Source organism: Hymenobacter sublimis (assembly GCF_023101345.1).
GTDB lineage: Bacteria > Bacteroidota > Bacteroidia > Cytophagales > Hymenobacteraceae > Hymenobacter > Hymenobacter sublimis.
Map to the genome: position 1 here is coordinate 1,046,921 of NZ_CP095848.1, position 25,298 is coordinate 1,072,218.

Here is a 25,298-nt window from a genome sequence, read left to right on the forward strand (position 1 = left end):
CGTGCCAACCGGATGCCTTATGCAGCGTTGGTAGTTGTGGTGAGGTTCACCTCAATGTTGCCTTTGGTAGCGCGCGAGTAAGGGCAGATGCCGTGGGCCGCTTCTACCAGCTGCTCCGCCTGCGCCTGCTCTACGCCGGGAATATTCACGTGCAGATCGGCCGAGATGCCGTAGCCGCCGTCTTCGGCTTTGCCGAAACCAATAAAGGCTTCTACCGTCACGTTGTCCAGCTTCACCTGGGCCTGGCGGGCTGCTACGCCTAGGGCACCTTCAAAGCAAGCTGCGTAGCCGGCGGCAAACAGTTGCTCGGGGTTGGTAGCGCCGGCTTTGCCCGGACCACCCATTTCTTTGGGCGTGCTCAGGTCCACGTCGAGCACGTTGTTGTTGGTGGTAACGTGGCCGTCGCGGCCGCCTTTGGCCTTGGCCTGAGCTGTGAAGATTTTCTCGATTTTCATGAGAAAGAGGGGAAGAGAAAGTGAATAAAAGCCGGGACTACCCCAGCTGGGTAAGTAGCGTAGTGAGTTGCTGCCGCAGGGTTTCAAATTCACTCTGGGGCATGTTGAGCTTAGCAAAAATCTGCTCCGGAACCTGGCAGGCCCGCTGTTGCAGCTTCTGGCCCGCCGGCAACAGCCCGATAATTACGGAACGCTCATCGCGCGGGTCGCGGCGCCGACTGATCCACTGCTTTTGCTCCAGGCGCTTGAGCAGGGGTGTGAGCGTGCCGGAATCCAGCAGCAGCTTTTCGCCCAATTCTTTAACCGTCAGTTCCTGGTGTTCCCAGAGCAGCAGAAACACGAGGTACTGCGGGTACGTCAGGTCCAGCTCCTGCAGCAAGGGCTGATAGGCCTTCGTCATCATCCGCGACAAGGCATACAACGGGAAGCACAGCTGATTTTCCAGCTGCAGCAAAGGATTGGGAGAGATATCGGCAGGAGTGTTGCTCATGGATAAACAAAAGAATGAAAATAATTGCGTGATGTTTAATTGTGTGCAATTAAATTAATTGCAATTAAGATAAAAGGCTGACTGTGAGTGAGAAATATTTCATTTACGCACTCTGTGAGCTACAGCTTTCCGTCCCAATTCAGCAAAAGTGCCGTTGAAATGTCATTCCGAGCGGAGCGAGGAATCTGAGTTAAGCCGTTGAGTGGTAAACCCAGATTCCTCGCTCCGCTCGGAATGACAACTACCTATGGATGCACTACATCTAGATTAACAAGCCATTGGATTTGACAGGTCGCTTATCAAATCCTAAAAACAAACCGAGCCACGCGTCGCGTGGCTCGGTCGAAAGGTATAGCTAGCTAAAAGCTACGCCTGCTGATAGGCCTGCATGCCGCCCACCAAATTGCGCACGTTCTGGAAGCCTTGCTGGGCCAGGAAGGCCTTGGCCGAAGCGGAGCGGCCGCCACCTTTGCAGTGCACTACCACTTCCTGGTCTTTCAAGTCTTCCAGGTCGTCGAGCTTGTTGGGAAGCTCCCCGAGCGGAATGTTCTGGCTGCCGACAATCCGGCTTTCTTCGTTTTCCCACGTTTCGCGCACGTCAATAATAACGGGGGCGGTGCCAGCAGCCTGGCGCTCTTTCAATTCGGTGGGGGTGATGTCAGTCATAGACAGTGCTTCAGAAAGGTGATACAAGTAAACGATGTGGCCCAAGGCCAGCATTTCCTGCAACAATAGACAGAAAACGACAAACTCGCAGTTACGGGGCCAACACGGAAAGGCGCTTCGTGACAACCAGACCATCGGGCAAGGTAAGCCGCACGAAGTATACACTGGCGGGCAGCGGCGGGAGTTGCAGCTGCGCCTGGCCTGCTTGCGCGGCGGGCTGCTCCCAAACCACCCGCCCCAGCGCATCAAGTGCCGTAGCACGGGCATAGCGGCCCTGCACCGTAACCCGGCCGCTCGGGCTTGGGTTGGGATAGAGCTGGTACGTAGCCGCTACCTCGTCCGGGGCCGTGGAGCTTGTCACGGTGCTACCGGTTACCGGCCGCAGCATCAGGGCGCCGGCCGGACTATTAGCCGTGGCGGTGTTGTTAACGCTCCACACGTTCAGGGCGTTTAGCAAGAGGTAGCCCGGCGGCGAGGAGTTATTCAGGTCGAGGCCAAACTCGACGAACTGGGGGCTGGCCGCCTGCCCGTAGCCCGCATAGAAACGGGTACTCACCGGCACGGGAGCATCAAAGGCAATTTCCACGAACGACTGACCGGCCGGCAAACGCGCCGGAATGGTGTAGGACTTGGTGGCTTTGGGCGTGGCCGTAGGCTTGCCCGTGCCGTCATCGTCCCAGATGTTGAGGCTAATGGTACGGCCCGCCGCCGTGGTCAGCACCGGATACAGCCGAATAGCCCGAATTTGGTCGGCTCGGTTCAGATCAAAGCGCAGGGCCAGGTAGCTGGCGGGGCCAGTAGAGGCGACGGGCAAGCTCACGCTAGACTCGGCCGTGCCGTCGTCGTAGGCGAAGTAATTACCTAGCTCCGTTATCCGCGTGATGGTGTCGTTAGGTTGGGTAAGCGGGCTAGTTTCGTTGGTGAGCAGGGTAACTCGCTGGCGCAGAAACTTGGGCGTGGTAGTGAGTGGTACGGCTGCTGTGCCACTGACTACTATTGGCTGCTGGCGCGAGTTAGCATCGAGGGAGCGGCCAGCCGTCGGGAACTGGGTAGTAGGTCCACCCGGCAATACTTCCAGCGTGCCGGTCCAGGTAATGGGGGTAGGGGCGGGCCCGATGTCGAGGTTGTTGGCCGTGGTAACGATGCGGTCCGTTAGCTCCTGCGTGGGGTTTTGGTTGAACTGTGCCACGGGCAAGGCCGTGTACCGCTTCAGGGCGCTGGGCAGGGCGCGGCTGATGGCAATGTCGCGGTAGGTGGAGTCGGTGGCGGTGCGGTTGCGGTCCAGGCGCACGTAGTCCACGCTCCAGGCGTCGCGGTTGTTGTAGAGGTAGCCGCTCACCCGGAAGCGGAACTGGAAGGCGCTGTGGAAAAATTGGGCTTGATTGACTGGCAGCGACTTGAAGCGAAAATTGGTCGTGTCGCCCCGGCTGCGCAGCTGCCATACCTGCTGCCACTGCTGGTCTTTATCCAGAAAATCGACGTACAGCGCAATGGGGCGGGTACCGCTTGGAGCGGGCGGCCCGAAGATGGTGCCCGCCTGCCAGAAAAAGCTCAGGTAGGCGTTATCGGTGGCCGTGAGGCGGCTCAGGTCCAGGGGTTGGGAAACCAATGAGTCCCCATCGCCAATAAACGAAATGGGGCCCCGGGCCCGACCTTGGGCATTTAAGCCATCCAGCGTAGCCACGCCTTTCGTGAGCGGGCGGCGCGGAAACCGGTTATTAACCAGCGCCCCACCAGCCGTCTCCCAGCGCTGGGCGTCGGGCCGACCCTCCGGTTGCCGCGCGAAATCATCAAAAAAGGGCAGGGTTAGGGCCGCTGGCCGCCGGCCGGCCGACTGGGGCGCCGGTGAGGCCGCGTGGGCGGGCTCGGCCCCCAAGGGGTGCACCAGCACCTGCGCCGGCACCGCCAGCGGTAGCCCGCCCAGGAGCGCAAGTATCCCGAGAAGAAAGCGTAGTGAATGGGTCATCAAAGCAAGGTAAAAACCAACTGGAGCATGTAATCCGTTTTGCTCTCACGGACTTAAACGAGAAAAGGTTCGCTGCTTAACACAACGAACCTTTTTCGCGAGTATTTCACCCAAGTTACTGCACTTCCTTCACCGGCGCCTGGCCCGCTACCCACAAGTCCACCAACTGGCCCATGCGGATGGTGGTGCCGGGGCCGGGCACGGGGCGCTGCTTTACCACGGTGCCTTCGGTCTGGCCTTCTTCGGGCTCCTGGTAGAAGATTTCGCCCACCTGCAGACCCTGGCCCACAAGCAGGGTCGTGGCTTCATCGGCGGGCATGTTCACCAGGTTGGGCACCGGGAATTCCTGGTTGCCCAGGCCGTCGCCTACCTCCAGGTCCACGCGGGTACCTTTGGTGATGGCCGCGCCGGGCGCTACCTCCTTGCCGCCCACAAACTGCCGCAGTACGGCGTCTTTCTGGATGTTGGGCACCAGCTTGATCTGGCCCACAATCAGGTCGTAGCTTTTCAGGATGAGCTGGGCATTCTTCAGGGAGCCGTCCGTCAGCTTGGGCATTTTGATGACGGGCGGGTTTTTCATGGCCACCGAAATGTAGATTTTGCGGCCTTCTTTCACCTTCTCGCCGGCCTTGGGCTCCTGCGTGAGCACCGTGCCCGGCCGGATGGAGGCGTCGTAGGTGCTGTCATCGACGAAGTAAGCCAGGTCCCGCTCGTCCAGGTAGTCCTCCAATTCGGCCTGACTCATGCCGGTTACCTTGGGCACCACAATGGTTTCGCCGTGGTTGGTGGTGATGGGCAAGTACACGTAAAAGAACCCGAACACCAGGATACCCGTCGCCAGCAGAATCACCAGCACATGCTTGAACAGGTCGGCGGGAGTATCGGATTTAAAGAAAGACATCAGGGGAGAAGCTAAGAAGTAGGAAGCGGGGAGCTAGAATACAGCGGCTAGAAGTCAGCGGACAAAACTAGGAATTAGAAAGGTAGGGCGAAGGGTATCGAAGTAGAGTTTAACCAGACCATCATTCCGAGCGGAGCGAGGAATCTGGCGCGCTGACGTTGAGTTACCATTACAACCTCAGCGCGCTAGATTCCTCGCTCCGCTCGGAATGACGATCTGCTAGCCTTATTGCACAGCGGCGGCCTTCTCCGTGCGCTGCTTACCGAACTCCAGAATCCGGTCGATGAAGTCGTAGGGGGTGTAGCCGGCCAGGGCGGTTTGGTGGAAGATGCAGGTAGCGGGCGTCATACCGGGCAGGGAGTTCACCTCAATGATGATGACTTCCACGGCCCCGTTCTGGCGCACCCGCACAAAGGCATCAATGCGCGCGTAGCCCTGAATATTCAAGATTTCAGCCACCCGGCCCAGCTCCTTTTTTACCTCCTCCGACACGCGCTGGCGCTCCGTGAGGTCAGCAGCGTAGCGGGCGGGCGTAATGTTCTGGCCTTCCCCGGCCAGGAACTTCTCCTCCAGGCTCAGCACCTCGCCGGTTGCCAGGGCTTCGGAGGCTTCAAATACTTCCACCTGCAACTCGCCGGCGTCGGTCCAGTGGGTGAGTAGGCCGCCGGTTACTTCCAGGAAGTGGGCCGCACCGTCGCGGTCAATCAGGGTTTCGACCAGGAAGGCATCTTTCTGCGGAAACTCCTCCTTAAAGCCCAGGCTAAGGGTAGTGGCCTCAGCGGGCGTCAGGTCCAGCTGGTCGCGGAAGATGAGGCGGGTGAAGGCCTCCAGCTCCTGGCGGTTCTTGATTTTCTTCACGGCCGAAGAGCAGCCATCATCGGCGGGCTTGGCAATGAAGGGGTAGGGGAACTGGGTTTCCAGGCTGCGGTAGAAGCCTTCCGGGTCGGCCTCCCATTCCAGGCGGCTGGCCATGCGGTGCTCGGCCACGCGCAGGCCCGCTTCGCGCAGGCGGCGGTTGGTTTCAAACTTATTGATGGTGATGCTGGAGCTTTCCACGCCCGAACCGTTGTAGGGCAGGCCGAACTTTTCCAGCTCCCGCTGCAGAGCCCCATCCTCGCCGGGGCGGCCGTGCAGGGCAATAAATACCTCATCGACCATGCCCGCCAGCTCCTCGAAGGAGACGCGGCGCGGCTGAGCCGTGGGCTGACCGGCGTAGGTGCTGGTAATAGCCGAAGCCTCGCGGCGGATGCGCTCCAGAATGGGGTGCAGGCCGTGGCCGGCTTCCATGTGCTCTACTTTCTCGCGGATGTCGTCGGCGTTATCCTTGAGCATCACGTTGATGGGTAACACGTAGAGGCGGAACTCCTGGCTGCTACCCGTCAAGAATACCGGCACCGGCTCGTACTTGATGCTGGAGCTAAGCTTCTCGTAAATGTTGCGGCCGCTTTCCACCGAAATGTGGCGCTCCGAGGAGTAACCGCCCATAATTACGGCCACCTTGGTGCGGGTGCGCTCCTCCGAAGCCCGGGCCGCTACAGCCGCATCCAGTTGCGCCAACAGGCCCGCCAGCTTTACTGGCCGCAGCCCCGCCCGTCGCCGTGCCGCCAACGAGGTGCGGATCAGGTAGGTTAGGAACTGCGAGGGGTTCAGCCCGATTTCGGCAGCCTGGTGGAAGAAGAACGAGGCCGGTAACATGCCCGAAGTCGTGTTCGGGTCGTTGAGGTAAAGGGTAGGATGGTGTGCGGGTAGGAGGGCAGGAGTCGAATCAGAGCCCTTTTGAACTCCTACCTCCTTACCCTCTTGCCCTGACACGATGAAGCCATCGAGGCGGGCGTACACCTGGAAGCCGAAGGTGCGGAACATTTCCTCGCAGGCCTCCCGGATGCGCTGAATTTCCGCTTCGGGTAGGTCAATGGGCGTGACTTTGCGCGAGAGGCCCGGCAGATACTTCGAGCGGTAATCGAACATTTCCTCGCCCTTCACAATCTCCGTGGGGGGTAGGGCCAAGGCCTTGCCATCGGGGTCTTCCACCACAATGCACGAAAACTCACGACCCTGCACGAAGCTCTCGACCAGCACCTGGGTTTCACCCTCCACACTGGTCAGACGCACAGCTCCGACGGTTTGCAGCCGCTCATTCAGGGCGTTCAGCAACTCCTCAGGCTGGTAGATTATGAATGAGGAATTATCGGCGGCGGCCAATCCTTCATTCTTCATTCCTAATTCTTCATTCTCAATAACCACCGGTAGACCGATGCCTTCCCGAATATCCACCAGTTGCTGCAGCCACATGGTTTTCTTCTCTTCCGATAGCGCCTGCCACTCCTGCTGGGTGACGGTTTTGCGGAACAGGCTGCGCTCCACGGCCGTAGCGAATTTCGCTACATCAGCTTCGCGCAGAATGCTCACGCCAATGCTGCTACCCTGGCGCGGGGCCTTGAATACCAGCGGCAGGCCCAGCTCGCGCACCAGGTAGTCGAGAGTAGCCTGCGCATCGGCCACATCCCACTCTTCGGCCGTGATAAGGCGGAAGTCGGGGGTAGGGCGGTTAAGGGCTTTGAGTAGCTTTTTCTGGGCAATCTTATCAATGCCGAAGGCCGAGGGCAAAATGCCGGAACCGGAGTACGGAATGCCGTACCACTCCAGTAGGCCCTGAATGGCGCCGTCCTCGCCGGCTGGCCCGTGCAAGGCCAGGAAGGCAAAGTCCATGAGGCTGCTCAGCTCCTGGGGCTGGATGCGCCGGCCGACTTCGGAAATGATGCGGTCCTGCTCCTCCAGGCTCAACTCGCCCAGGCTTTCGAAGTACATCTGCACCGGCAGCGTTACCGGCGGCAGCGCCGACACGGGCGGGTAAAAGTCCCGGATGGTGCCTTTATAAATGTACTCCCAGTTGAGCTGAATGAAGTTGCCGCGGCTGTCCACAAACACGGGCACAGCCTCGAACAAGGACTTATCCAGGTTATCGTACACGGTGCGGCCGCCCGCGAAGCTGATTTCCCGCTCACGCGACGGGCCGCCGAAGAAGATGCCTATTTTCATACGTAGGGGCAAAGGTACAAGCCCGCCGCGTCATTGCGAGTATGTAGCGGGCGTATCAGGTCAGTGTCGTAGCAATCCGCTTTCTACGGCGGCACCCGACCTTCCAGAGTGCGGCTCTTCCGCATGTCATTGCGAGGAGGCACGACGAAGCAATCCGTCCTGGCAAAGTGCCAAGCCTTGAGAAGTGAGAACCTCTACCCTCTATCTTTCCGGAACCTAATTCTACTCCTATGAATCAGTATTACACCTACATTCTTACCAACCAAAACCGCACAACCCTTTACATCGGTGTTACAAGTGACTTGAAACGACGGGTAGGAGAACACAAAGCGGGTACGCACGCTGGCTTTACCAGGAAGTACAATGTACATCAGTTAATGTATTTTGAAACGTACCCAGATATCAATGCGGCTATTGCGCGTGAGAAGCAACTCAAGGGAGGCTCTCGCCAGAAAAAGCTTGACTTGATAAATGGGTTCAACAGCAAGTGGGTAGATTTATTTGAGCAATTGTAGAGGGTAAGGCTTGTCACATTTCAGGGGGTAGCACGTTGATCAGGACGGATTGCTTCGTCGTGCCTCCTCGCAATGACATGCGGAAGAGCCGCACTCTGGAAGGTCAGGTGCCGCCGTAGAAACTAAGGGTAATAACTTGTTGCCATTCCCTCATTCCCTCAAAATCTTACCTTCGCCCCAGCCAAACCCATTTCCTTTTCCATGAAAACCCTCGATCAGTACAACTTCGCTGGCAAGCGTGCCGTGGTGCGCGTGGACTTCAACGTGCCGCTCGACAAGAGCTTCGCCATCACCGACGACACCCGTATCCGGGCGGCTACGCCTACCATCAAGAAAATCCTGCAGGATGGTGGCTCCGTGGTGCTGCTCTCGCACCTGGGCCGGCCCAAGGGCGGACCGGAGGAGAAATACTCCCTGAAGCACATCGTTGCCCGCCTAAGCCAGGAGTACGGCCAGCAGGTGCAGTTTGCCGAGGACGCCTTGCAAGCCGAAGCCCAGGCCCAGGCCCTGCAGCCCGGCCAGATTCTGCTGGTCGAAAACGTGCGCTTCTACGGCGAAGAGGAAAAAGGCGACCCGGAGTTTGCCGCCAAGCTGGCCAAGCTGGGCCAGGTGTACGTGAACGATGCCTTCGGGGCCGCGCACCGCAAGCACGCTTCTACCGCTGTTATTGCCGAGAGCTTCGCGCCCGAAGACCGGGTAGGCGGCTACCTGCTGCAGGGTGAGCTGGACAACGCCAAGAAAGTGCTGGAACAGGCCGAGCGCCCCTTCACGGCCATCATGGGTGGGGCCAAGATTTCCGACAAAATCCTCATCATCGAGAAGCTGCTCGATAAAGTAGATAATCTGCTCATCGGCGGCGGCATGGCCTACACTTTCGCTAAGGCCCAGGGTGGGCAGATTGGCAACTCTCTGCTGGAAGCCGACAAAATGGACCTCGCCCTGGAGCTCATCGAAAAGGCCAAAGCCAAAGGCGTAAACCTGGTGCTACCCACCGACAGCGTCATTGCCGATAAATTCGCCAACGACGCCGAAACCAAAGTGGTTCAGAACAACCAGATTCCGGACGGTTGGTTGGGTCTGGACCTCGGCCCGGAGTCTATTAAGGCGTTCAGCGACATCGTGCGCCAGTCGAAAACCATTCTATGGAATGGCCCCATGGGTGTATTCGAGATGAGCAGCTTCGCCAAAGGCACTGAAACCGTAGCCCAAGCCATTGCTGACGCTACCCAGCAGGGCGCCTTTAGCCTCATCGGTGGCGGCGACTCGGCCGCGGCCGTAAACCAGCTCGGCTTCTCCGACCAAGTTTCCTACATCAGCACCGGCGGCGGTGCCCTGCTGGAGTACATGGAAGGCAAGGAACTACCCGGCGTGGCCGCACTGGGGTAGCCTTAAGGTGAGGTAGTAAATGAGTGCATGAGTGAAGTGGCGTCATGGCAAGAACACCGAAAACGCCCTCACATCTGCCCAAAGCCTACCAAAGTATCAAGCCCTTACCTCCGCGCTGGAGGTAAGGGCTTGCTGCGTTAACACGTTTGTTATAGAAGCGAGGAAGGACAGCGGCGTGTCTCCTTGCCATGATACCACCCCACTCATGTACTCATTTACTACCTCACCATCTCACTAATTGACATAAGGCGTTTCTAGCTCCTGGCCCATGAGCGTGAGCGGGTTAAGGGAAAGGCGGCCGGTGAGGCGGGTGCTCAGGGCTTGTCGCTCGGCTGAAGACAGCACCTTGAGCTGATGCAGCCAATTGAGGCGGTGGAGCTGCAGCTCAATCGGACCCAACGGGTTAATTTGGGCGTATTCGTCGCGCAGGTAACCGTGGGCCCGCTGGCGGAGCTCGTTGGTAAAGGCTTCCAGGTCGGCGCGTTGGCTGGGTTGGTCGCGCAGAGTGATACGGATGCGGTTGGTGCCCAGCGTAACGGAGTGGCCCAAACGGCGGCGCACCAGGTACACCGCCCCTAATCCGACTAGAAAGCCTAGGCCGGCAACCCAGATTTCGGGCGAGATACCAGACTGATTTTTCAGAGCTTGGTGTACTACCTGCACCAGCAGCCACAGAATTACCCACGTGCCGACGGGGGGTAGGCGCAACGGAGTTGATTGGCTATATTCCAGCCCCACGGGCAGGAGTTCTTCGTACGGAATTTCGGTTTCCAGCCAGGCTACCCCACGCCGGTTGCGCTGGCTCAGGTAGAGGCCGTGCTGGCGCATAACTAGCGAGGTGGAGCCCCGGAAAAAGTGAGACTGAGAAAACTGGGGTACTGTCATTCGGAAAACGGAGCGGGCGAAGTGGCCTCTCCGAAGCAAGCTTTAGCGGATAAGAATGGGAGAAGGCGTAAAGCACAACACAAAAATAACCAGCATCAGCCACCCCAACACCTTGCGGCCCCGGGAAAGCGGACGCTCATCCGGAGCCGGTGGGTGAAAGATGCCAGTCAGCCGGGCCAGCATGAGGCCAAACACCAACCAGCCCGGATTGCCCTCCACAGTAGGAACAGCGGAAGCCAAAGCCACCTGGCCTAACCACACGCCGGCACTAAGTAGCAGCGCCCGCCGGACGGTTGGCACGGCGCGTCGAAATACCAGATACAGATAAAAGCCGTACGGGGCAGCCCAATAAAGCCACGTGTTCGGTTCGGAGCGAAGCGAAAACAAGCCCAGGCCGGCGTAAAAAATAAAGCCTATGAACAGCAGGACCGAGACCCGCGCCGCCCGCTGCGGCCCCAGCAAGCCATACACGATGTGGCCGCCATCTAGCTGTCCAATGGGGAGCAGGTTCAGGGCCGTGAAAAATAAGGCCAGTACCCCGGCTACCAGCAGGGGGTAGTGCATCAGCTCATTGGCGTGGGGCATCCGGGCCGGATCGGCCAGTAGCGCGGCCATGCCCTGGAGCAGCAGGGGCTGGGCCAGCACCACGCCCGCCGATTGGCCCGGCTGGTACACGTAGCGGGCATACTCGGCCCCGTAGAAGCGGTATTCCGGATGAATTCCGTACAGGTAGTCCAGCGGGGGCAAATGCGTCAGGCCGTAGGCTAGCACGCCCACTGCCACCACAAACCCGGCCAGCGGACCAGCCAAGCCCACGTCGAAAAACTCCCGCCGGGAAAAAATCCGGTCCTTGATGCGGATAACTGCCCCAAACGTACCAATGCCCAGGGGAAAGGGAATAAAGTACGGTAGCGTGGCCCGGATGCGGTAGTAACGGGCCGCAAAGTAGTGCCCGAATTCATGCACCGTCAGCACGCCCAGAAACGGCACCGAAAACCACAGGCCGGGCTCCAGAAATCGGGACCATTGCGCTACCGGAAGCTGCCAGAATAGCTCCAGATGCACGTAGTCGAGGGCGCCAGCGCGTAGGGAAAAGCCCGCCAGCGTAGTAGTGAGCAGCGTAACCAGAAACAGCAGCACGTGCAACCCGTAGCGCCACCAGCGTGGCAACGTAGGCCGCTCGTAGCGCGTGAAGGCTTCTTGCGCCTGGCGGGCAGCCAGGGCCCGGTCAGCAGACGTGAAGGAAGCCGGGATGTCAGGCAGGGGTAGGGGCGGAGTATTCTCGGGGAAAGGCACGAAGGGCAGCGGGCAATGCGTCTTGCAGCGTGAGCGGCGGAGTCAGGAATAACGTACGAAGCCCCAGCCGACGGGCCGTTTCAATGTGCTGGGGACTGTCTTCAATAAACAACGTTTCCTCCGCCTTCCAGTTCATCTGCTCAAGGGCATGCCGAAAAATTTCTTCCCCAGGTTTGCGCCAGCCCACTTCCTGGGAGTAAAATACCCGGTCGAGACAGTCAGCAATACCGTGTTTGAAGCCGTACTGCTCTTGCAGCCGACGATTAATTTCCTCAATGTGAATCTGGTTGGTATTGGACAGCAGCGCCGTATGGTGGCCCTGGGCCCGCAGCTCGGCAATAAGGGCCAGTCGCTCGGCCGGCACTTCCAGGAGCATGGCGTTCCAGGCCGCGTCCAGCTCCTCATCGGAGGCCGTGAGCTGGTAGTGGCGGCGCAAGCCCTCCCGAAACTCCTGAGGCGAAAGGCGGCCCGTTTCCATCAGGTCGAACAATTCGGCTTGGGCCGCCTGGGTAAACTCAATGCTGCTACCGTACTGGCGCATGGCTGCCAGCGTCAGGCTGTAGTCGATGTTGATGATAACGCCCCCAAAATCGAAGAGCAGGTTGGGCTTTAGTGCCATCAATGTAGGATAAGAGGGTAACAAAACCTGCAGCCCAGACAAACCAAATTCCGGTTTCGGAAGCCAGCCTGGCCTGCAGCCTTTGCAAATCTGCCGACAAAAGTCGAAGTTTGTGCTGCTGAAACCAACCGCCTTGCGTGAGGTTTCGCACCGGGCCTATAGCTCAATCGGTTAGAGCAGCTGACTCATAATCAGCAGGTCACTGGTTCGATTCCAGTTGGGCCCACCAAACCGGACTTAGCACGTTTTATCGTGGTAGGTCCGGTTTTTTGTTGAATGTTAGTGTCTGATAAAGAAGATATTACAGCGAGAATTGTGTTTTGGCGGCCGGTTCGATAAAGGCCAATTTCAGGTGCGAAGGCAATGCCGTTTGGATGGACCATGTGTTGGAGTTTTTGGCGGGTAATTAAATCTGATTTCTCCCACATAATGAGTAGGTTAGCTGCCATTTCGACGGCGAAATCAGTGTAATTTTCCAGGTTCGATAAATTAGAGCCCAAGCTTTGGTAAGTAGCTTGCAAAGGCTCTAGTTCCTCGGCTATAAGTTTGCGGCTGTACTTCTGGTAAATAGCCTGGTCGAGTTCCCCGAGTGCGTAGCGATTTTCCATCTTCTCCAGCTTGTTTTGAGCTTGCTTAAGGGAAGTTTCTACCGCTTTCTTCTCTACCGCGCCTTCTTGGTTAAGCTGGGTAAAGACTGTAACCGTTAAGGCCTTCAGGGGCGCTATCAAATGCGGGAGGAGCGTATACTCGCGCAGGAGGTCCCGATAGGCCGTATGAAGCTGGCGAGCACCAATGTTGAGCTTGCACCCAATGGTGTTGCATTTGTAGTACCAAAGCTTTTTTGCTTTGACTTCATACCCTGTGAGCGGTTTGCCGCACCGATGGCAGCGCACATGATGCTTCAGTGGCAATGGCGAAATCTCCTTCGCGTGTGCATGCCCATTCTCCAATTGTTTTTGAAGCCTGTTCAGTTGGAGAAACTGTTCAGGCGTAATCAGGGCAGGGTGACGTCCTTCGATTACGGCGCCATCAAGGCTACTATGGCGGATATAGCCGCAGTAAAAGGGATTTCGGAAGGTTTGTCCCAATAGGCCCTTCGACATCTTTACACCCCGCTTACGTAACCAAGCTAGTAATTGCGTGTTGCTGAGGCCATCTTCAAGCTTCATGCGAAATACCTGTCGCAGCAACTCGCCAGTCGGATTGACTTGGATGATTTGCTCGTTGCCTTGTTTAGACATTGTGTACCCCATAGGAGCCCTTGCTGTCCAGTAGCCATTTCGAATGCGCTCCTTCGTGCCTGCTACTGCACGCCTTGCCCGAAGCGAGTTATCGAAATTGCCAAACAGCAGCTGTATGGATTGGAACAGTTGTCCTTCCGGTGTGGTGGCATCAACCTGCTGGGTTACCGCATCAACAGAAATCCCCTCGCCACGCAGCTTGGTAATTAGAGCAATAGCCTCTCCTCCGGTTCGAGAGAAACGGTCATAGCTAAATACAATAATGCGGCTAATACGATTAGATGGCTGCTGAACAAACTTCAGCATGCGGACAAATTCCTTACGGCCGTCGTCTTTAGCACTTTCGTAGGTACCACCGAAATGCTCAACAACTTCATAGTTGTGAGCAATTGCATGTTCTAGGCAGCGTTTCTTTTGAAGCTCTAAGCTGTGGTTTGTATCAGCCTGCTCTTTAGTAGAGACACGGGTATAGATAACTACCCGGTTTGTCGTGCTTTTGCCAACTCGTTTGCTAGACTTTCCAAATTGTTGCAGTGCAAAGTTCTTAGGCATTGGCACCGGAGGTTTGAGTTTGACGGAATATGGCATACGCCAACTCAGCAAAATGCCTGAGTTGTGCAATTACTTCCTCGGCTTCAGCAGCCGAGTAATGAGCGCAGCCAGGGTACTTTCGGAGGTCGTTGGCCGAGAGCATGGAGGATGGGCAAGGGCGAGAGGAAGTTTTCACGGTAGAAACCACTATGAAAGGAGTCTGGCAGCTTCAACTTGACTTGCTAGTTAAGTGCCGTCAACTCATTGTTAGGGAGAGCATACCCTTGCCCGCTATGCTCTCTTGCAAGGTGAAATATGTATTTAAGACACTTTGACTATGTGTCGGAATCGGAATAAAATAAGTGAGGGGAGGGGGCCGCGAAGCTGAGCGATGCACGGCCATCCCAACTGTTCGTTGGCAGTTCATGTGAGGGCTTGTGTATGGAAGGATGATTGGCTCTGAAGTATTTAGCAACAATAGATCTGTTGCCGGTCCCCTTCATACTATGCAAACATAAATACTTTTGTTTACTTGTAAACAAAAATTTCAATTATATTTGTCTTATGCAGAAACTGAATGAGAAAGTGAGAGCCATTCGTCTACTCAAAGGCATTACTCAGGAGAAGGCCGGTCAATACCTTGGTACTACCAAAGCCAATTTCAACCGCATTGAAAAAGGACACGTGGACGTGAGCCCGGCTAAGCTGGCCAGGTTGGCGGAGTTGTTTGAGATGAACCCAGCAGAGATTGAGAACTTTCAGTCCGAAAAAGATCAGGCTGTTGCTGAAGTTGAGCAGCTCAAAAAAGAAATTGCCTATTTAAAGAGCTACATCAGCCAAACTGGTGACCTGCTCACCGAGTCTGAAACCTTTTTTCGCTATTTTTTCAAGTTGCTGTTACAGGTCTTTCCAGGCGATGGAGAGAATCCTGTCTCCTTATCACAGTTGAATCAAGAATGGTCGAAGCTAGTAAGTTTTTCTCTCCATGAGTATGAGGCTCATCGTCACGAATCTCCACTCGGCATAGCGAAACAGCGCGATTTGGATAGCACTGTTATGGGCATGCATCAGCAGTTTGATCACTATAACAAAAGGAAAATCGAGTAGAACGGTTATTGCAAGGGATAAATAAGTTCCTGATTCAGATAATATACCGTGGCATTCAATTCTCATTTTACGTTATGCGCTACCCCTACGCAGCACGCTACTTAAGTAGTGAACGGCGCTTAGCATACCGGTCGGTGAGGTGGTCTAGCTAAGCCGGACACAATTGGGACGTTGTTTGCAGATGGGTTTCGAAGTGGTTGGGTGAGCAGTAGTCGAGCGCAGAATGCCGCCGCTCGGCGTTGTAGTAGGCGATGTGATGGCTAATTTCGAGCTTGGCTTCGGTTAGACCGGGGAAGCTGCCGCCATCGAGTAATTTGGCCTTGAAGCGGCTCCAAAAAGATTCGGCGTGCTCATTGTCATAGCAGTTGCCGCGCCGGTTCATGCTTTGCACGGCCCCGTGGCGGGCCAGTAGTGCCTTGAAGCGGGTGGCCGTGTACTGGCTGCCTTGGTCGGAGTGCACGACGAGCCCAGCCAACGGGCGTCGCACCACCAGGGCGCGGCGCAAGGCTTCGCTGACCAGGTCTTCGGGCATGGTGTCCCGCACGCACGTCCTACGTGCCGCCCCGGCGGCACCAAAGCCGACGATTTTACGCGAACAGCGGTCCAGCCACGCGGCTAAGTACAGCCAGCCCCCGCCTTGGCGGGGCAAGTACGTGATGTCGCCAACCCAAATTCGATTGGGCGCGGTGGGGGCCGGCTGGCCGGGCAAGCGGTTGGGCGCAGCGCGGACAGCGGGGTCGGAATCGGTGGTGCGCGGCACGAACGAGCGCGGCTGTTGGGCCCGCAAGCCGTGCGCGAGGAGCACGCGGCGGCGGCGCCAGCTGCCCACCGCATGGCCTTCAGCCGACACCTCAGCCCGCAGCCGACGCGTGCCATAGCGTTGGCTGTGGTAGGCAAATGCCTCGCGCACGGCCACTTGCCAGGCTGGTTCGACCGCTGGCACCTGCCGACGATGGTGCCAGGCTTAGTACGCGGCCGGGGCCACCCGCAGCACGCGGCAGAGCTGACGCACCGACACCTGGACGGCTCGCTGGGCGATATGCTGATACACGCTCACCGGGTCGGCTGGCCGAGCCTGCGCCTACAGCAAGCAACTGACCAAGGCTTTTTTAAAATATCGAGTTCCTGCTCGGCCCGCTTCAGCCGGGCGCGCAAGGCACGCACCTCCGGGTCGCGGGCCACTTCTTCACTGCCCACTTCCGCCACGAGCTGGGCTTGCTGCCAGCGGTAAAGCCGCTTGGGGCGGATGCCCAGTTGCCGCGCGGCGGCCTGGGTACTGCGGCTCTCGCTGGCTAGGCGTGGGGCCTCCGCCTTGAAGGCCTCGTCGTACTTGCGCCGTTTGTCGGGCGAAGCCCCGTTGGTTTTGGTTGCCCTAACAGAAGAAATATACGTCCTTCTTCTGTCCGCCTTGCCTAGACCACCTCAAAAGTTTAGTCCAATGTTACATGAGATGCTTCGGGTCAGGTGCCCTATTTAACAGAACCTTTTGGGGCATTCATTTCGCGGGTCACCTTGGTCGAGTTTTCCAAATAGGTTTCCAACGGTTCCAAGCCAAGCGCGGCCCGGCGCTTGTTGACGTGAGAGGGGTCACGCAGGGGCCTCGCGATGGCTCTTATCGTTGAACCAGTGCCTTCGAATGTAACCTGGGTGCCGTATTCGCTGAGTTGCCCCGCGTTGAGCGCGACCCGGTCCGTTAGGTAGGCGTAATTCTCAGGATTAGCGTTTTTGCGTTTCACTTCCCGCCTCATCAACTTGAGCACCTGACGTTGAAACGTGGGGTAAGCATCGGCATGCTGCACTAACAGCCAGAAATTGTTGGAGCTTTTTTCGCCTACCTGCCGGAAACCAGGATACCCGTATTGGCGCACCATTTTTTCTAAAAGGGGCTGGTGACGGGCAAAGTTTTCTTTTTCGACCTGGACCAAATTTCGGCCGGCGCTGTCGGGCTGTTGCTTGAATATGCGCTGCATGGGCCACTGGTCCACGAAAGCCAGGCTGTCCAGGGTTTTGCTTAACCGAGGATACTGAACAGCCGGCGGCGTGCTTTGAGCGGTCGCATCATGTAGGCTTGAGATTGCCACTAGCAGAAGCAACAGGTATCGCTTGAGGTGGTTAGGCATTACGTGTGCTGCCCGTCGGGCGGGAGCCGGGAGAGAAAGAAACGAGCCTAGTAGGGGTAGCTGTACCGAAAAAGCAGTAAAGAGCTGTCGCATAGTGGGAAGAAATAGGCAGTGGTTTGCCGATACAAAGCAAGCTTATGCCTTTGTAAACAGTTGTTAAGTAGTGTTAAATAGTGTTAAACGCTCTGGCTAGCATCACGCGGTTCGTAAGTTTGTTAGGCCCTTTGCTTGTCCATGAAATCCCGCTCGCTTCTTCTTTCTTGGCTATTAGCCGCTTGCCTGCTGGGTATGAACGGGTTTCAGGCCTATTGGCTGGTCAGCACGTACCGGCTCACCCGGACGCAGTTTTACCGGGGGATACACGAGGCCTTGGTAGCGGCCGTGCAGCAGCAATTGCTGGCCGACGTGTGGGCACCGCAAACGCCGCGCTTCGATCTGCACGTAGCAGGCACCAGCGTTGTCCAAATCAGCTCGCGCCGCCGTCTGCTGCGAGCGCCGACGGTTACTGTTCTGCCCGGACAGGAGGCGCAACGGGCAGCCCGGACGAGTAGCCGCCCCCCGGACCACATCACCTTGGATGACTGGAGCAGCGGTAGGCGCGTGCGCCTGGCCGGCTTAACCCACGCCTACCGGCAGCAACTGCACCAGCGCGGCATTGATTCGGCAGCAGCCGGGCTCGATACCTTTTCGCTGCGGCGGATGCCGAGGGTATTTGTGCCAGCGGCTCAATCACCGATTTTTACGCCACAGCGCACGCCGCCGGTACTTCTTAGTCCCGCTTATGGCCTCTACGCGCAGGCCCGTGCGCTGCCGCCCACCCCGTACCTGTGGCAGCGATTAGGTGGACTGCTCGGTGGCTCCGCGCTCCTGCTCGTGCTAACCGGCAGTTGTTTCGTGCTGGTGTGGTATACGCTACGCGCCCAGCGCCAGCTGGCAGAGGTTAAGAACGACTTCATCAATAACATGACGCACGAGTTAAAAACGCCGCTGGCTACCATAGCGGCGGCCGTCGAAACCCTCGATCGTTTTGGTTTGCGGGCCGACCCGCAAAAAGCACGGACTTACCTGGGCATCGCCCGCACAGAACTGCGACGCCTGGCCGATTTAGTCGATAAAGTCTTAACCATTGCGACAGAGGAACAGGCCCAACTGGTGTTGCATCCAGAGTTAGTTAAGCCGGCTGAGTTGGTGCAGGCGGCCATGGGCCGACACCAATTGCAGGCCGACAAGCCGGTGCATTTTCAGGTAGCAATGGCCTCAAATGAAGTGATAAGAGCCGACCGTTTCCATCTCGAAGGAGCGATTAACAATTTGCTCGATAACGCCATTAAGTATTCCACTGATTCCGTAAACATCCAGGTGAGCAGCCGTCGTGCAGCCGGCGGCTGGCAATTGACCGTGCAGGACGATGGCATCGGGATTGCCAGAAGTGACCAGGCGGCGGTTTTCGACCGCTTCTTTCGCGTACCGACTGGCAACCTGCACCCGGTTAAAGGGTTCGGGCTGGGGCTCTATTACGTGCGCCAAGTGGCGGAACGCCACGGCGGCCACGTGGCCGTGCGCAGCGAGCCAGGGCAGGGCAGTGCCTTTACTCTTTGGCTGCCGGCAGTTTAGTAGTCGAACAAAGTAAAAGCCGGCAACGGCGTACCCCTCTAGCGTTAATTAAGCGATGCCAACCATCCTCCTGGTAGAAGACGAACTGTCGCTGGCTTTTATAGTACAGGACAACCTAGAGTCGCGTGGGTTTCGGGTGGTGCACGCGGCGGATGGGCAGGTCGGGCTCGCGCTGTTTCGGCAAGAGCAGCCGGACCTCGTGGTAGCCGACGTGATGATGCCCCGCCTGGATGGCTTTGCGTTGGCGGAGCAGCTGCGGCGCGAACACGCCACGGTGCCCATTATTTTTCTTACTGCCCGGGGACAGACGGCCGATGTCGTGCGCGGCTTCGAATTAGGGGGCAGCGACTACGTGCGCAAGCCGTTTAGCATCGACGAATTAGTGGTGCGCATCCAGGCCCGCCTCAAACCGAGCGACCAGCCGGCTAATTCCCCGGTCGTGGTACGCCTCGGGCAGTACGAATTTGATTACCCTCATCAGCGCTTGCATCGCCTAGGCCATACGCAGCAGCTGACTCATAGGGAAGCACAGGTATTGCATCACCTGTATGCGCTGCGTAATCAAGTCCTCGAGCGCCGCACCGTCTTGCAGGCTCTGTGGGGCGATGATACCTTTTTCAACGGCCGTAGCCTCGATGTGTATATCACCCGCTTGCGCCGCTACTTGATGGCAGACGAGCAGGTGCAGATTGTGAATATACGCGGCATCGGGTACAAATTAATGCTTTAATCTAAAGGTTACTGAGCATGTAGCTTTTGGACCAAACCGTAACCAAGGCCATAGGCGGTGCTTAGGACAGGACCTGACTTATGCCCGTTGGCACACCCAGGTGCGCGAGGTAGCGGTAAATAGTGGCCCGACCTACGCCGGGCAACTGCCCGTTTCCTGAGACACCCCGCTCCCGCCAAAATCTGCCGACACAGCCCTAACGGGAATTTCTGTTCTTACTCTTGCGCTACCCCTAGTTCTACCCTACGTACCCCCCGCGTGTCGCGCGGTCGCCGGGCGGCTAAGAACCCGGTATCTCGCTGGTTCGGATGCCGGGCCTGCGGGTCGCTGGCGTAACCTAGCCGGCCCGCAGTCCCGGTGCCGGGTCGAGGGCTGGGTCGGGCACGGGCACCCACTGCCCGTCGCTGCTGGGCGCGTAGGCCGGGGCGGCCGGCTGGCCCGGGCGCTGAAAGGCGAAGGCTGGGATCAGATACGGCAGCGTCGGGTCCGGGCCCCGGTGCAGCACCAGCCCCGTCGGCTGGGCCTGGTCGGCCAGCAGCTGCGCCGGTGCGTGCGCCCCGCGCTCCCAGGCCAGGGCCAGGCGCGGGTAGAGCTGGGCTCCTTCCCGCGTGCACTCGGCCGCCGCCCGCGGCACCTGCTGGTAGACAGCCCAGGCCTGCTCGATGGTGGCAAACGACTGGCGCGAGCGCACCAGCCCCGGCCCCTCGTACACCAGCAGCGTGGGCGCGGGCAGCGGGTGCTGGCGCAGGGCGGCCACGCATCCTTCCAGCCGCGCGGCCTGGGCGGCCGCCTGCGCCGCGGCCCACTCGCGGGTGTACCAGCCCGGGGCGGCCCCGTCCTCGCCCTGCGGCACCCACTGCAGGCCGGCCTCTCTCAGGGTCGAGCGCTCGGCCGGCACATCGTGGTCAAGGCGGTAGCGGGTGCGCCCGCTGACCCAGTCGGTGGTGGGGGTAAAAAACAGGATGGGGGGCCGCTCGGCGGGGCGCCGGGCCTTTACGTTCACGTACCAGTCGTCGTCGGCTTCCTGCACAGCCGCCGGCAGCTGGTAGGCGCTGACCCGGTAGGCGTCACCCGGGGCCGGGTGGTCCCAGCGCAGCAACAGGCCCCGGTAGGTGGGGTGGGTGAAGGCCTGCCCGGGGTGGTCGCGTGCCCAGGCTTCCAGGGCCGGCAGCGACAGGCCCGCCGCCGACACCCGCTCGGGGTGCCAGAACGGGTGCAGGTAGGGCTCGTAGCAGACCGGTGCCGGGGCTTCGGCAGTCCGGAACGGGTCGGCCGGGACGGGCAGGCGCCGGTAGCGACGCTGCACCAGAAAGCCGTGGTAGGCGTGGGCGTGGGCCACGAAGCGGGGCCCGGTGGGGGTGAGGACCTGCCCCAGGGGCCAGGTAGTGGCAGCAGACATAGGAAAGGGCAGGCCCGGCCGCGACAGCAGCCACTGGGAAGCCCACCGGCCCGCGCCGGTGGGTGGGGGAGGAGCGCAAAGCTAATGCGTTTTTGCCGAAATGGACGTATGTGTCCACAAGTGGGTGCGGGGATGGGGCCAGCTTGCCGGTGTGAAACACCGCCCCACGCTTCTTGCCTTTGGCCAGCACCTGCGCCGCCTGCGCCAGCAGCGGGGCTGGAGCCAGCAGGCGCTGGCCGACGTAGCCGATGTGGCCAAGAAGACGGTGTATCGCATCGAGGCCGGGCAGGCCTCGCCCACGCTGGATGTGCTCGTCAGCCTGGCCGAGGGCCTGGAACTCTCGCTGCCCGAACTGGTGCAGTTTCCCCTGCTACTGGCCCCCGACCCGCCGCTGACGCCCCCGCGCCCCGCCCCGGATGGCCCCTTGCCCTAACGGCTGCCCGGGCCCCATGCGCCAACCGGCAGCCTCTGTAAAGGATGGCTGCAAGTCACTCGTTAATCCCTTTCTCTTCGCTTAAGTATGCTCAAAGCGTTACTCCTAGCCAGTTCGCTATTCCTCACCAGTCCCGTAGCCTCCATGCTACCTGCAACCCACTATGCTACCACGGTCACGGTGTACGTGTGCATGAGCAAATCATCCGTAGCCTATCACTCTTCTGATAATTGCTCCGGTCTCAACCGCTGCACGCACGAGGTACGAAGCATGTCCACCAACGCCGCCCACGAGCGTGGCAAGCGCGCTTGCCACAAATGCTATTAGCCTTTTATCTGCTCCGAGCAGCCGCTCCTCTGCAGCATCAGCGCTGCACTACTAAACTGCTAGGGGTAGTAGCTTCGCCATCTAGCCCACTATGAAGATTATTCAGTCCCACGACGTTCAAAGCAAACTGATGAACGTCATCCTGACCGCCAAGAAAGATTTGGTCCTTGTTTCTCCCTACGTTAACCTAACCTACACCAAACAAGTATCTGCAGCGCTGGTAGCGGCCCGGAATAAGGGTGTTCAAATTGACTTCTATATCCGCGACGAGCCCAATAATGCGGTAAGCAAAGAACAGGTGCTCAGCATGGGGATCACGCCCCGATTAATTCCCAATCTCCACGCCAAGCTATATTTCAACGAAACTACCGGCCTCATTGCTTCGCTAAACCTGCTCAGCAGCTCCATCGGCAACTCCATTGAAATCGGTGGCCAGCTAGAAACAGCCGAAGAACTGGACGAGCTACGCTTGTTCGTAGCACAGTTCATCACCCCGCACGAGGTAGGCGCAGTGCCACCCCCACCGAAACCAGCCGCCGTTGCCAATCCACCCCAGCTAAGCAAAGAAGAGAAACACTTTCAGCAAGTGAAGTTTGGCCAGGTTCTGTTCGATTACATGATGGAGAAAGTAGACCGGAGATGTCAGGTAGACGGCAACCACTCCAACATGACCATACGGGCAGTAGGTAACACCTTTACCGTAGCCATTGAAGGAGGCTACGATGCTCCCACGCTAGTCATACACGGCATCGTTTCTAGCCGTGAGGCTGACCGATTCGCTGCCAAATCTGCCAAGCACTACAAATCCACTGAATACCGGCACTCTATCCAATGGGGTGGTCGAGGCATCTACGATCAAGTCCGAGCAATCCGTAAGGCCAACCTATCTGCTAGCTCATTCAATCAGTTAACCTTCGGCGAGAAGAAGCAAATCTTAGCTGAGGTTGCTGAATTTCTGCTAGCTACCCACTCCTTCAAAGCCGACTACCGTAACTAACCAGAATTCATGCCCTCTATATCCGGCGAACAAGCCATTGCCACCATCCTCAAACACGATAAGAAAACTAACAGCTACAAAATAGCCCTGCTCCGGGCCATCAACGACCTCGCCCTCCTTTACCCCGACCTGGCCCGTGCCCATCAGCCCGTAGCTGTGCCACTGGTGCGCTTGGCCGAGTTGTGGACCGCCTATTACTGGCCCTTCGCCGACGCAGTCCAGCCCATCTACCAGGGCGCCCGCGCCATCGTCGGCGGCCAGCTGCGGAACGACGTTTCCTTTCGTCCGGCCCTTACCCAGCTACGCCAGCAGTGGCAAACCACCGTGCAGCTGTCGGCTCAACCGGCCGACGGCTTCTTCCTGCTCACCGAAATGCGCACCCCGCGCCGCCGGGCTACCTACGCCCCCGCGTTGCAACAGGCCTACACCCAGGCCGTAGCCGCTGCAGCCAAGGCCCTGCTCATGCCCATTCGCTACGCCGGCCCCGGGGAGTGGTCCGTGTTTGACAAACCCGCCCGCCTCGATCAACTGCCGCCGAACCTAACTACTCTACATGGCACCCGCCCCCAGGATATTTGCTTCGTGGTTCCGGCTAGTTTATGGGAAGCCTTTCATCGTCTTTCCCTCTATGTCGAAGCCCTCTGCCTGCACGAATGGAGCTTGTTCACCGAAACCGTCACCCAGGATGCCGGCCAGCTCGTTACCCGCGGCCAGATCTACACCCTACTCACCGCCCGCCCCGACAACCGCCGTCCCCTGACGTGGGAGCGCAACCAGGTCGACATTCTGCTCCACGAAAACGTGCGCTTCATTTGTCCCTGGACCCAGAAGCCGCTGACCCAGCCCCAGCACTACGACCTCGACCACCTGCTGCCCCTCACCGTGTACCCCGTCAACGAGCTCTGGAACCTGCTGCCCGTTGACCGCCAGTTCAACCAGCACACCAAGCGCGACCGGGTGCCCGCCGCCCAGCGTCTAGCTGCCGCCGAGCCCCTGCTGGCCCAGGCCTACGCCATCTACCAGCAGTCGGCCACACTCCACAAAGCCTTGCGCGAAGATGCTGCCCTCCGCTTCACCGGCCTGACACCCGGCCCCACTTTCCCCGCTCAGCTGGCCCACTGTACTACCCGCTTCATCGACGAGGTAGCCGCCGCCCGCTACGTCCAGCGCTTTTAACGGAGGTATAATGGTAGGCGACGGCCATTTCCGCCTGGTATCGGATTGCGCCACGCCTATCGCCCCTATTCTGCGGCTGCCCCTCGGCCCGTTGACCGGTGCTTTCCACCGGTCAGGCCACCGGTCGATTCTCCGGTCAACCCGCCGGTCGACTAGCTCTTTTCCTCCGGTCGACCACCGGTCAGGTGAGCAACCGGAGCAAAACTGCGTTTGCAGCGAATGGACCGGAGAGCACGAACAGGAGCACCTGGAAGCGAACGAGGAAAAAGCAGCCAAAAAAGGCCGTTTCCAGCGAATGGACCGGTGCTCACCGGTCGAGGAGGCGACCCGGCAGCGTGGTAGGCCGTGTGCGCAGGGTAAAAGGCCCATCTGAGGCTAACACAGCGGGACTCTATCGGGGCAGGAAGGGCCTAGCGACGCACGCCCTAGCGTCCCGGCAGGTAGCCCCGGCGAGCAGGCGCGGCGGCTATGGCGCACCACCCTAGCCTGGCGAGCGCACGGTTCGCTCGGCGTAGGCCTCGGGTGTCGTCGCTGCCGGCGCGGACTGTCCCTGCACCGGCTGCCAGGGTGGACTGGTAGTGCGCGAGGCCACGCCCCGGCCGACATGGGCCCGGGTGCGGGCGCTTACGCGCGGGGCCGTCGGCAAACGGGGCGGGCTACGCACCTGGTTGCTGGGGCCGGTATCCTTTTCTTAGAAGGGCCGCCGTTCTCACGACGCCAGATCAGCGCTGTCTGTTGCGGATGCTGCCTCCAGTGAGCCGTCCACAACCCGCTGCGCCCGCAGTTGAGCTTTCTCTTTTATGGCCTGGTACACCTGCGGATGATCCCGTTTGTACTGCTGAATAATCTGGGCCATCTCCGCCACCCGCGCGGGCGTCAGGGGACCCGATTGTATCTGTCCCTCGTCCCAGAACTCGGCTCCACGGCGGGGAAATACGGTAAGTCGTTTGGGCAGGCGGGTCATCTTCTTCACGTTCATGGAGGCGAAAGCTGGCCCGGAGGCGGCAGGAGGGAGTATCCGATGGCGATGGATTCGGCAGGGGCCACGCGGCTTGTCCAGCTATGCGGCCAAAGATACACCCTTGCGGCTGCAGCCGAGCCACCAGCTCTCGGATATTATTGCCCTGTCTAGGTGGTGGCGCTGCTCAGCAGCACGGTGAGGGCGTGGCCGGTGCCATTCCCTTGTAGGGGTGAGTACAAGCACACAGCGACCCAGCTAAGGCTCTCATACGCTGGGTAGACAGCTCGCGCATTCAGTCGATGGCAGCGAGCAGGTTGGCTATAGCTACAACGTAGTGACCGTTTTCCCCCTGTGCCCCGTCGTACGTACAGCATTGTCGGGCGCTGCCCCGCTGGATTTGCTTGCCATAACAGCAGAAGACAGGTCTTGTTGCTGTCCTGTTAC

At 58.9% G+C, this 25,298-nt stretch carries 24 protein-coding genes and 1 tRNA gene; 9 read left to right on the plus strand and 16 right to left on the minus strand.

Annotated elements, in window-relative coordinates:
* Positions 1–17: 17 nt before the first annotated feature.
* The 6 genes from MWH26_RS04515 to MWH26_RS04540 all read right to left on the minus strand — a co-directional run bounded on the left by MWH26_RS04515 (position 18) and on the right by MWH26_RS04540 (position 7,517).
* Positions 18–455: an organic hydroperoxide resistance protein gene (locus MWH26_RS04515; RefSeq protein WP_244695453.1), complete on the minus strand. Its 438-nt coding sequence runs from the start codon at positions 453–455 to the stop codon at positions 18–20.
* Between the two features lie 37 nt (positions 456–492).
* On the minus strand, positions 493–945 hold the full coding sequence (locus tag MWH26_RS04520) for a MarR family winged helix-turn-helix transcriptional regulator (protein WP_311136881.1): 453 nt from the start codon (positions 943–945) through the stop codon (positions 493–495).
* A 366-nt stretch (positions 946–1,311) separates the two neighbouring features.
* Complete coding sequence (locus tag MWH26_RS04525) at positions 1,312–1,611, minus strand: rhodanese-like domain-containing protein (RefSeq protein ID WP_247976218.1); 300 nt, start codon at positions 1,609–1,611, stop codon at positions 1,312–1,314.
* 91 nt (positions 1,612–1,702) lie between these two features.
* The gene (locus MWH26_RS04530) at positions 1,703–3,577 is read right to left on the minus strand and encodes a hypothetical protein (protein WP_247976219.1); all 1,875 of its coding nucleotides are present in this window, start codon (positions 3,575–3,577) and stop codon (positions 1,703–1,705) included.
* Between the two features lie 115 nt (positions 3,578–3,692).
* Positions 3,693–4,478, minus strand: a complete 786-nt coding sequence (locus MWH26_RS04535; RefSeq protein WP_244695457.1) for a PASTA domain-containing protein — start codon at positions 4,476–4,478, stop codon at positions 3,693–3,695.
* 225 nt (positions 4,479–4,703) lie between these two features.
* Positions 4,704–7,517, minus strand: coding sequence for a D-alanine--D-alanine ligase family protein (locus MWH26_RS04540; RefSeq protein WP_247976220.1), 2,814 nt, complete (start codon positions 7,515–7,517; stop codon positions 4,704–4,706).
* A gap of 230 nt (positions 7,518–7,747) precedes the next feature.
* On the opposite strand from MWH26_RS04540, the gene MWH26_RS04545 reads away from it, so the two are divergent.
* Both MWH26_RS04545 and MWH26_RS04550 read left to right on the plus strand, forming a co-directional pair.
* A complete protein-coding gene (locus MWH26_RS04545; protein ID WP_244695458.1) occupies positions 7,748–8,032 on the plus strand; it encodes a GIY-YIG nuclease family protein in 285 nt (94 codons plus the stop codon).
* Between the two features lie 201 nt (positions 8,033–8,233).
* A complete protein-coding gene (locus MWH26_RS04550) occupies positions 8,234–9,418 on the plus strand; it encodes a phosphoglycerate kinase (RefSeq protein ID WP_247976221.1) in 1,185 nt (394 codons plus the stop codon).
* A 234-nt stretch (positions 9,419–9,652) separates the two neighbouring features.
* Here the strand turns inward: MWH26_RS04550 and MWH26_RS04555 are convergent, their stop codons facing one another.
* The 3 genes from MWH26_RS04555 to MWH26_RS04565 form a co-directional block, all read right to left on the minus strand.
* Positions 9,653–10,246 (minus strand): hypothetical protein, encoded by a 594-nt coding sequence (locus tag MWH26_RS04555; protein ID WP_247976222.1) that lies wholly within the window; start codon positions 10,244–10,246, stop codon positions 9,653–9,655.
* 99 nt (positions 10,247–10,345) lie between these two features.
* A complete protein-coding gene (locus MWH26_RS04560) occupies positions 10,346–11,599 on the minus strand; it encodes a site-2 protease family protein (protein WP_247976223.1) in 1,254 nt (417 codons plus the stop codon).
* A complete protein-coding gene (locus MWH26_RS04565; protein ID WP_247976224.1) occupies positions 11,559–12,218 on the minus strand; it encodes an HAD family hydrolase in 660 nt (219 codons plus the stop codon). Before MWH26_RS04565 ends, MWH26_RS04560 begins: the two co-directional genes overlap by 41 nt.
* A 152-nt stretch (positions 12,219–12,370) precedes the next feature.
* Here MWH26_RS04565 and MWH26_RS04570 point away from each other — a divergent pair.
* Positions 12,371–12,447: transfer RNA gene (locus tag MWH26_RS04570), tRNA-Ile, on the plus strand.
* Here the strand turns inward: MWH26_RS04570 and MWH26_RS04575 are convergent.
* The gene (locus MWH26_RS04575; RefSeq protein ID WP_247976225.1) at positions 12,410–14,047 is read right to left on the minus strand and encodes a recombinase family protein; all 1,638 of its coding nucleotides are present in this window, start codon (positions 14,045–14,047) and stop codon (positions 12,410–12,412) included. The two genes, MWH26_RS04570 and MWH26_RS04575, sit on opposite strands and share 38 nt — an antisense overlap.
* A 507-nt stretch (positions 14,048–14,554) precedes the next feature.
* Here MWH26_RS04575 and MWH26_RS04580 point away from each other — a divergent pair.
* Positions 14,555–15,097, plus strand: a complete 543-nt coding sequence (locus MWH26_RS04580; RefSeq protein WP_247976226.1) for a helix-turn-helix domain-containing protein — start codon at positions 14,555–14,557, stop codon at positions 15,095–15,097.
* A gap of 148 nt (positions 15,098–15,245) precedes the next feature.
* Here the strand turns inward: MWH26_RS04580 and MWH26_RS04585 are convergent, their stop codons facing one another.
* From MWH26_RS04585 to MWH26_RS04590, 3 genes are all read right to left on the minus strand, one after another.
* Positions 15,246–16,040, minus strand: a complete 795-nt coding sequence (locus tag MWH26_RS04585) for an IS3 family transposase (protein WP_247976227.1) — start codon at positions 16,038–16,040, stop codon at positions 15,246–15,248.
* 110 nt (positions 16,041–16,150) lie between these two features.
* Positions 16,151–16,483 carry a transposase gene (locus MWH26_RS20240; RefSeq protein ID WP_375374046.1) on the minus strand — a complete coding sequence of 111 codons (333 nt, stop codon included), beginning with the start codon at positions 16,481–16,483 and terminating at the stop codon, positions 16,151–16,153.
* 83 nt (positions 16,484–16,566) lie between these two features.
* Positions 16,567–17,310, minus strand: a complete 744-nt coding sequence (locus tag MWH26_RS04590) for a DUF6624 domain-containing protein (protein ID WP_247976228.1) — start codon at positions 17,308–17,310, stop codon at positions 16,567–16,569.
* A 141-nt stretch (positions 17,311–17,451) separates the two neighbouring features.
* Between MWH26_RS04590 and MWH26_RS04595 the strand changes: the two genes are divergently transcribed.
* Both MWH26_RS04595 and MWH26_RS04600 read left to right on the plus strand, forming a co-directional pair.
* Positions 17,452–18,831 carry a sensor histidine kinase gene (locus tag MWH26_RS04595; RefSeq protein ID WP_247976229.1) on the plus strand — a complete coding sequence of 460 codons (1,380 nt, stop codon included), beginning with the start codon at positions 17,452–17,454 and terminating at the stop codon, positions 18,829–18,831.
* 55 nt (positions 18,832–18,886) lie between these two features.
* The gene (locus tag MWH26_RS04600) at positions 18,887–19,561 is read left to right on the plus strand and encodes a response regulator transcription factor (RefSeq protein ID WP_247976230.1); all 675 of its coding nucleotides are present in this window, start codon (positions 18,887–18,889) and stop codon (positions 19,559–19,561) included.
* A gap of 337 nt (positions 19,562–19,898) precedes the next feature.
* Here MWH26_RS04600 and MWH26_RS04605 read toward each other — a convergent pair whose 3' ends face one another.
* Entirely contained in the window at positions 19,899–20,960 is a 1,062-nt protein-coding gene (locus tag MWH26_RS04605; protein WP_247976231.1) for a hypothetical protein, read from the minus strand.
* 151 nt (positions 20,961–21,111) lie between these two features.
* Here MWH26_RS04605 and MWH26_RS04610 point away from each other — a divergent pair, with 151 nt between their 5' ends.
* The 3 genes from MWH26_RS04610 (at position 21,112) to MWH26_RS04620 (ending at position 23,893) form a co-directional block, all read left to right on the plus strand.
* A complete protein-coding gene (locus MWH26_RS04610; RefSeq protein ID WP_247976232.1) occupies positions 21,112–21,393 on the plus strand; it encodes a helix-turn-helix domain-containing protein in 282 nt (93 codons plus the stop codon).
* 418 nt (positions 21,394–21,811) lie between these two features.
* Positions 21,812–22,717, plus strand: a complete 906-nt coding sequence (locus MWH26_RS04615; protein ID WP_247976233.1) for a phospholipase D-like domain-containing protein — start codon at positions 21,812–21,814, stop codon at positions 22,715–22,717.
* A 9-nt stretch (positions 22,718–22,726) separates the two neighbouring features.
* Positions 22,727–23,893, plus strand: coding sequence for a DUF8808 domain-containing protein (locus tag MWH26_RS04620; RefSeq protein ID WP_247976234.1), 1,167 nt, complete (start codon positions 22,727–22,729; stop codon positions 23,891–23,893).
* A gap of 481 nt (positions 23,894–24,374) precedes the next feature.
* Here MWH26_RS04620 and MWH26_RS04625 read toward each other — a convergent pair whose 3' ends face one another.
* Both MWH26_RS04625 and MWH26_RS04630 read right to left on the minus strand, forming a co-directional pair.
* The gene (locus MWH26_RS04625) at positions 24,375–24,557 is read right to left on the minus strand and encodes a hypothetical protein (protein ID WP_247976235.1); all 183 of its coding nucleotides are present in this window, start codon (positions 24,555–24,557) and stop codon (positions 24,375–24,377) included.
* Between the two features lie 45 nt (positions 24,558–24,602).
* A complete protein-coding gene (locus MWH26_RS04630) occupies positions 24,603–24,872 on the minus strand; it encodes a hypothetical protein (RefSeq protein WP_247976236.1) in 270 nt (89 codons plus the stop codon).
* Between the last annotated feature and the right edge of the window lie 426 nt (positions 24,873–25,298).

Coding starts and splice junctions, on each gene's coding strand:
- MWH26_RS04565 (WP_247976224.1), bottom strand. CDS start 12,218: ATGGCACTAAAGCCCAACCTGCTCTTCGATTTTGGGGGCGTTATCATC.
- MWH26_RS04530 (WP_247976219.1), bottom strand. CDS start 3,577: ATGACCCATTCACTACGCTTTCTTCTCGGGATACTTGCGCTCCTGGGC.
- MWH26_RS04525 (WP_247976218.1), bottom strand. CDS start 1,611: ATGACTGACATCACCCCCACCGAATTGAAAGAGCGCCAGGCTGCTGGC.
- MWH26_RS04575 (WP_247976225.1), bottom strand. CDS start 14,047: ATGCCATATTCCGTCAAACTCAAACCTCCGGTGCCAATGCCTAAGAAC.
- MWH26_RS04550 (WP_247976221.1), top strand. CDS start 8,234: ATGAAAACCCTCGATCAGTACAACTTCGCTGGCAAGCGTGCCGTGGTG.
- MWH26_RS04620 (WP_247976234.1), top strand. CDS start 22,727: ATGCCCTCTATATCCGGCGAACAAGCCATTGCCACCATCCTCAAACAC.
- MWH26_RS04630 (WP_247976236.1), bottom strand. CDS start 24,872: ATGAACGTGAAGAAGATGACCCGCCTGCCCAAACGACTTACCGTATTT.
- MWH26_RS04595 (WP_247976229.1), top strand. CDS start 17,452: ATGAAATCCCGCTCGCTTCTTCTTTCTTGGCTATTAGCCGCTTGCCTG.
- MWH26_RS04540 (WP_247976220.1), bottom strand. CDS start 7,517: ATGAAAATAGGCATCTTCTTCGGCGGCCCGTCGCGTGAGCGGGAAATC.
- MWH26_RS04605 (WP_247976231.1), bottom strand. CDS start 20,960: ATGTCTGCTGCCACTACCTGGCCCCTGGGGCAGGTCCTCACCCCCACC.
- MWH26_RS04590 (WP_247976228.1), bottom strand. CDS start 17,310: ATGCGACAGCTCTTTACTGCTTTTTCGGTACAGCTACCCCTACTAGGC.
- MWH26_RS04600 (WP_247976230.1), top strand. CDS start 18,887: ATGCCAACCATCCTCCTGGTAGAAGACGAACTGTCGCTGGCTTTTATA.
- MWH26_RS04555 (WP_247976222.1), bottom strand. CDS start 10,246: ATGCGCCAGCACGGCCTCTACCTGAGCCAGCGCAACCGGCGTGGGGTA.
- MWH26_RS04515 (WP_244695453.1), bottom strand. CDS start 455: ATGAAAATCGAGAAAATCTTCACAGCTCAGGCCAAGGCCAAAGGCGGC.
- MWH26_RS04520 (WP_311136881.1), bottom strand. CDS start 945: ATGAGCAACACTCCTGCCGATATCTCTCCCAATCCTTTGCTGCAGCTG.
- MWH26_RS04535 (WP_244695457.1), bottom strand. CDS start 4,478: ATGTCTTTCTTTAAATCCGATACTCCCGCCGACCTGTTCAAGCATGTG.
- MWH26_RS04580 (WP_247976226.1), top strand. CDS start 14,555: ATGCAGAAACTGAATGAGAAAGTGAGAGCCATTCGTCTACTCAAAGGC.
- MWH26_RS04545 (WP_244695458.1), top strand. CDS start 7,748: ATGAATCAGTATTACACCTACATTCTTACCAACCAAAACCGCACAACC.
- MWH26_RS04615 (WP_247976233.1), top strand. CDS start 21,812: ATGAAGATTATTCAGTCCCACGACGTTCAAAGCAAACTGATGAACGTC.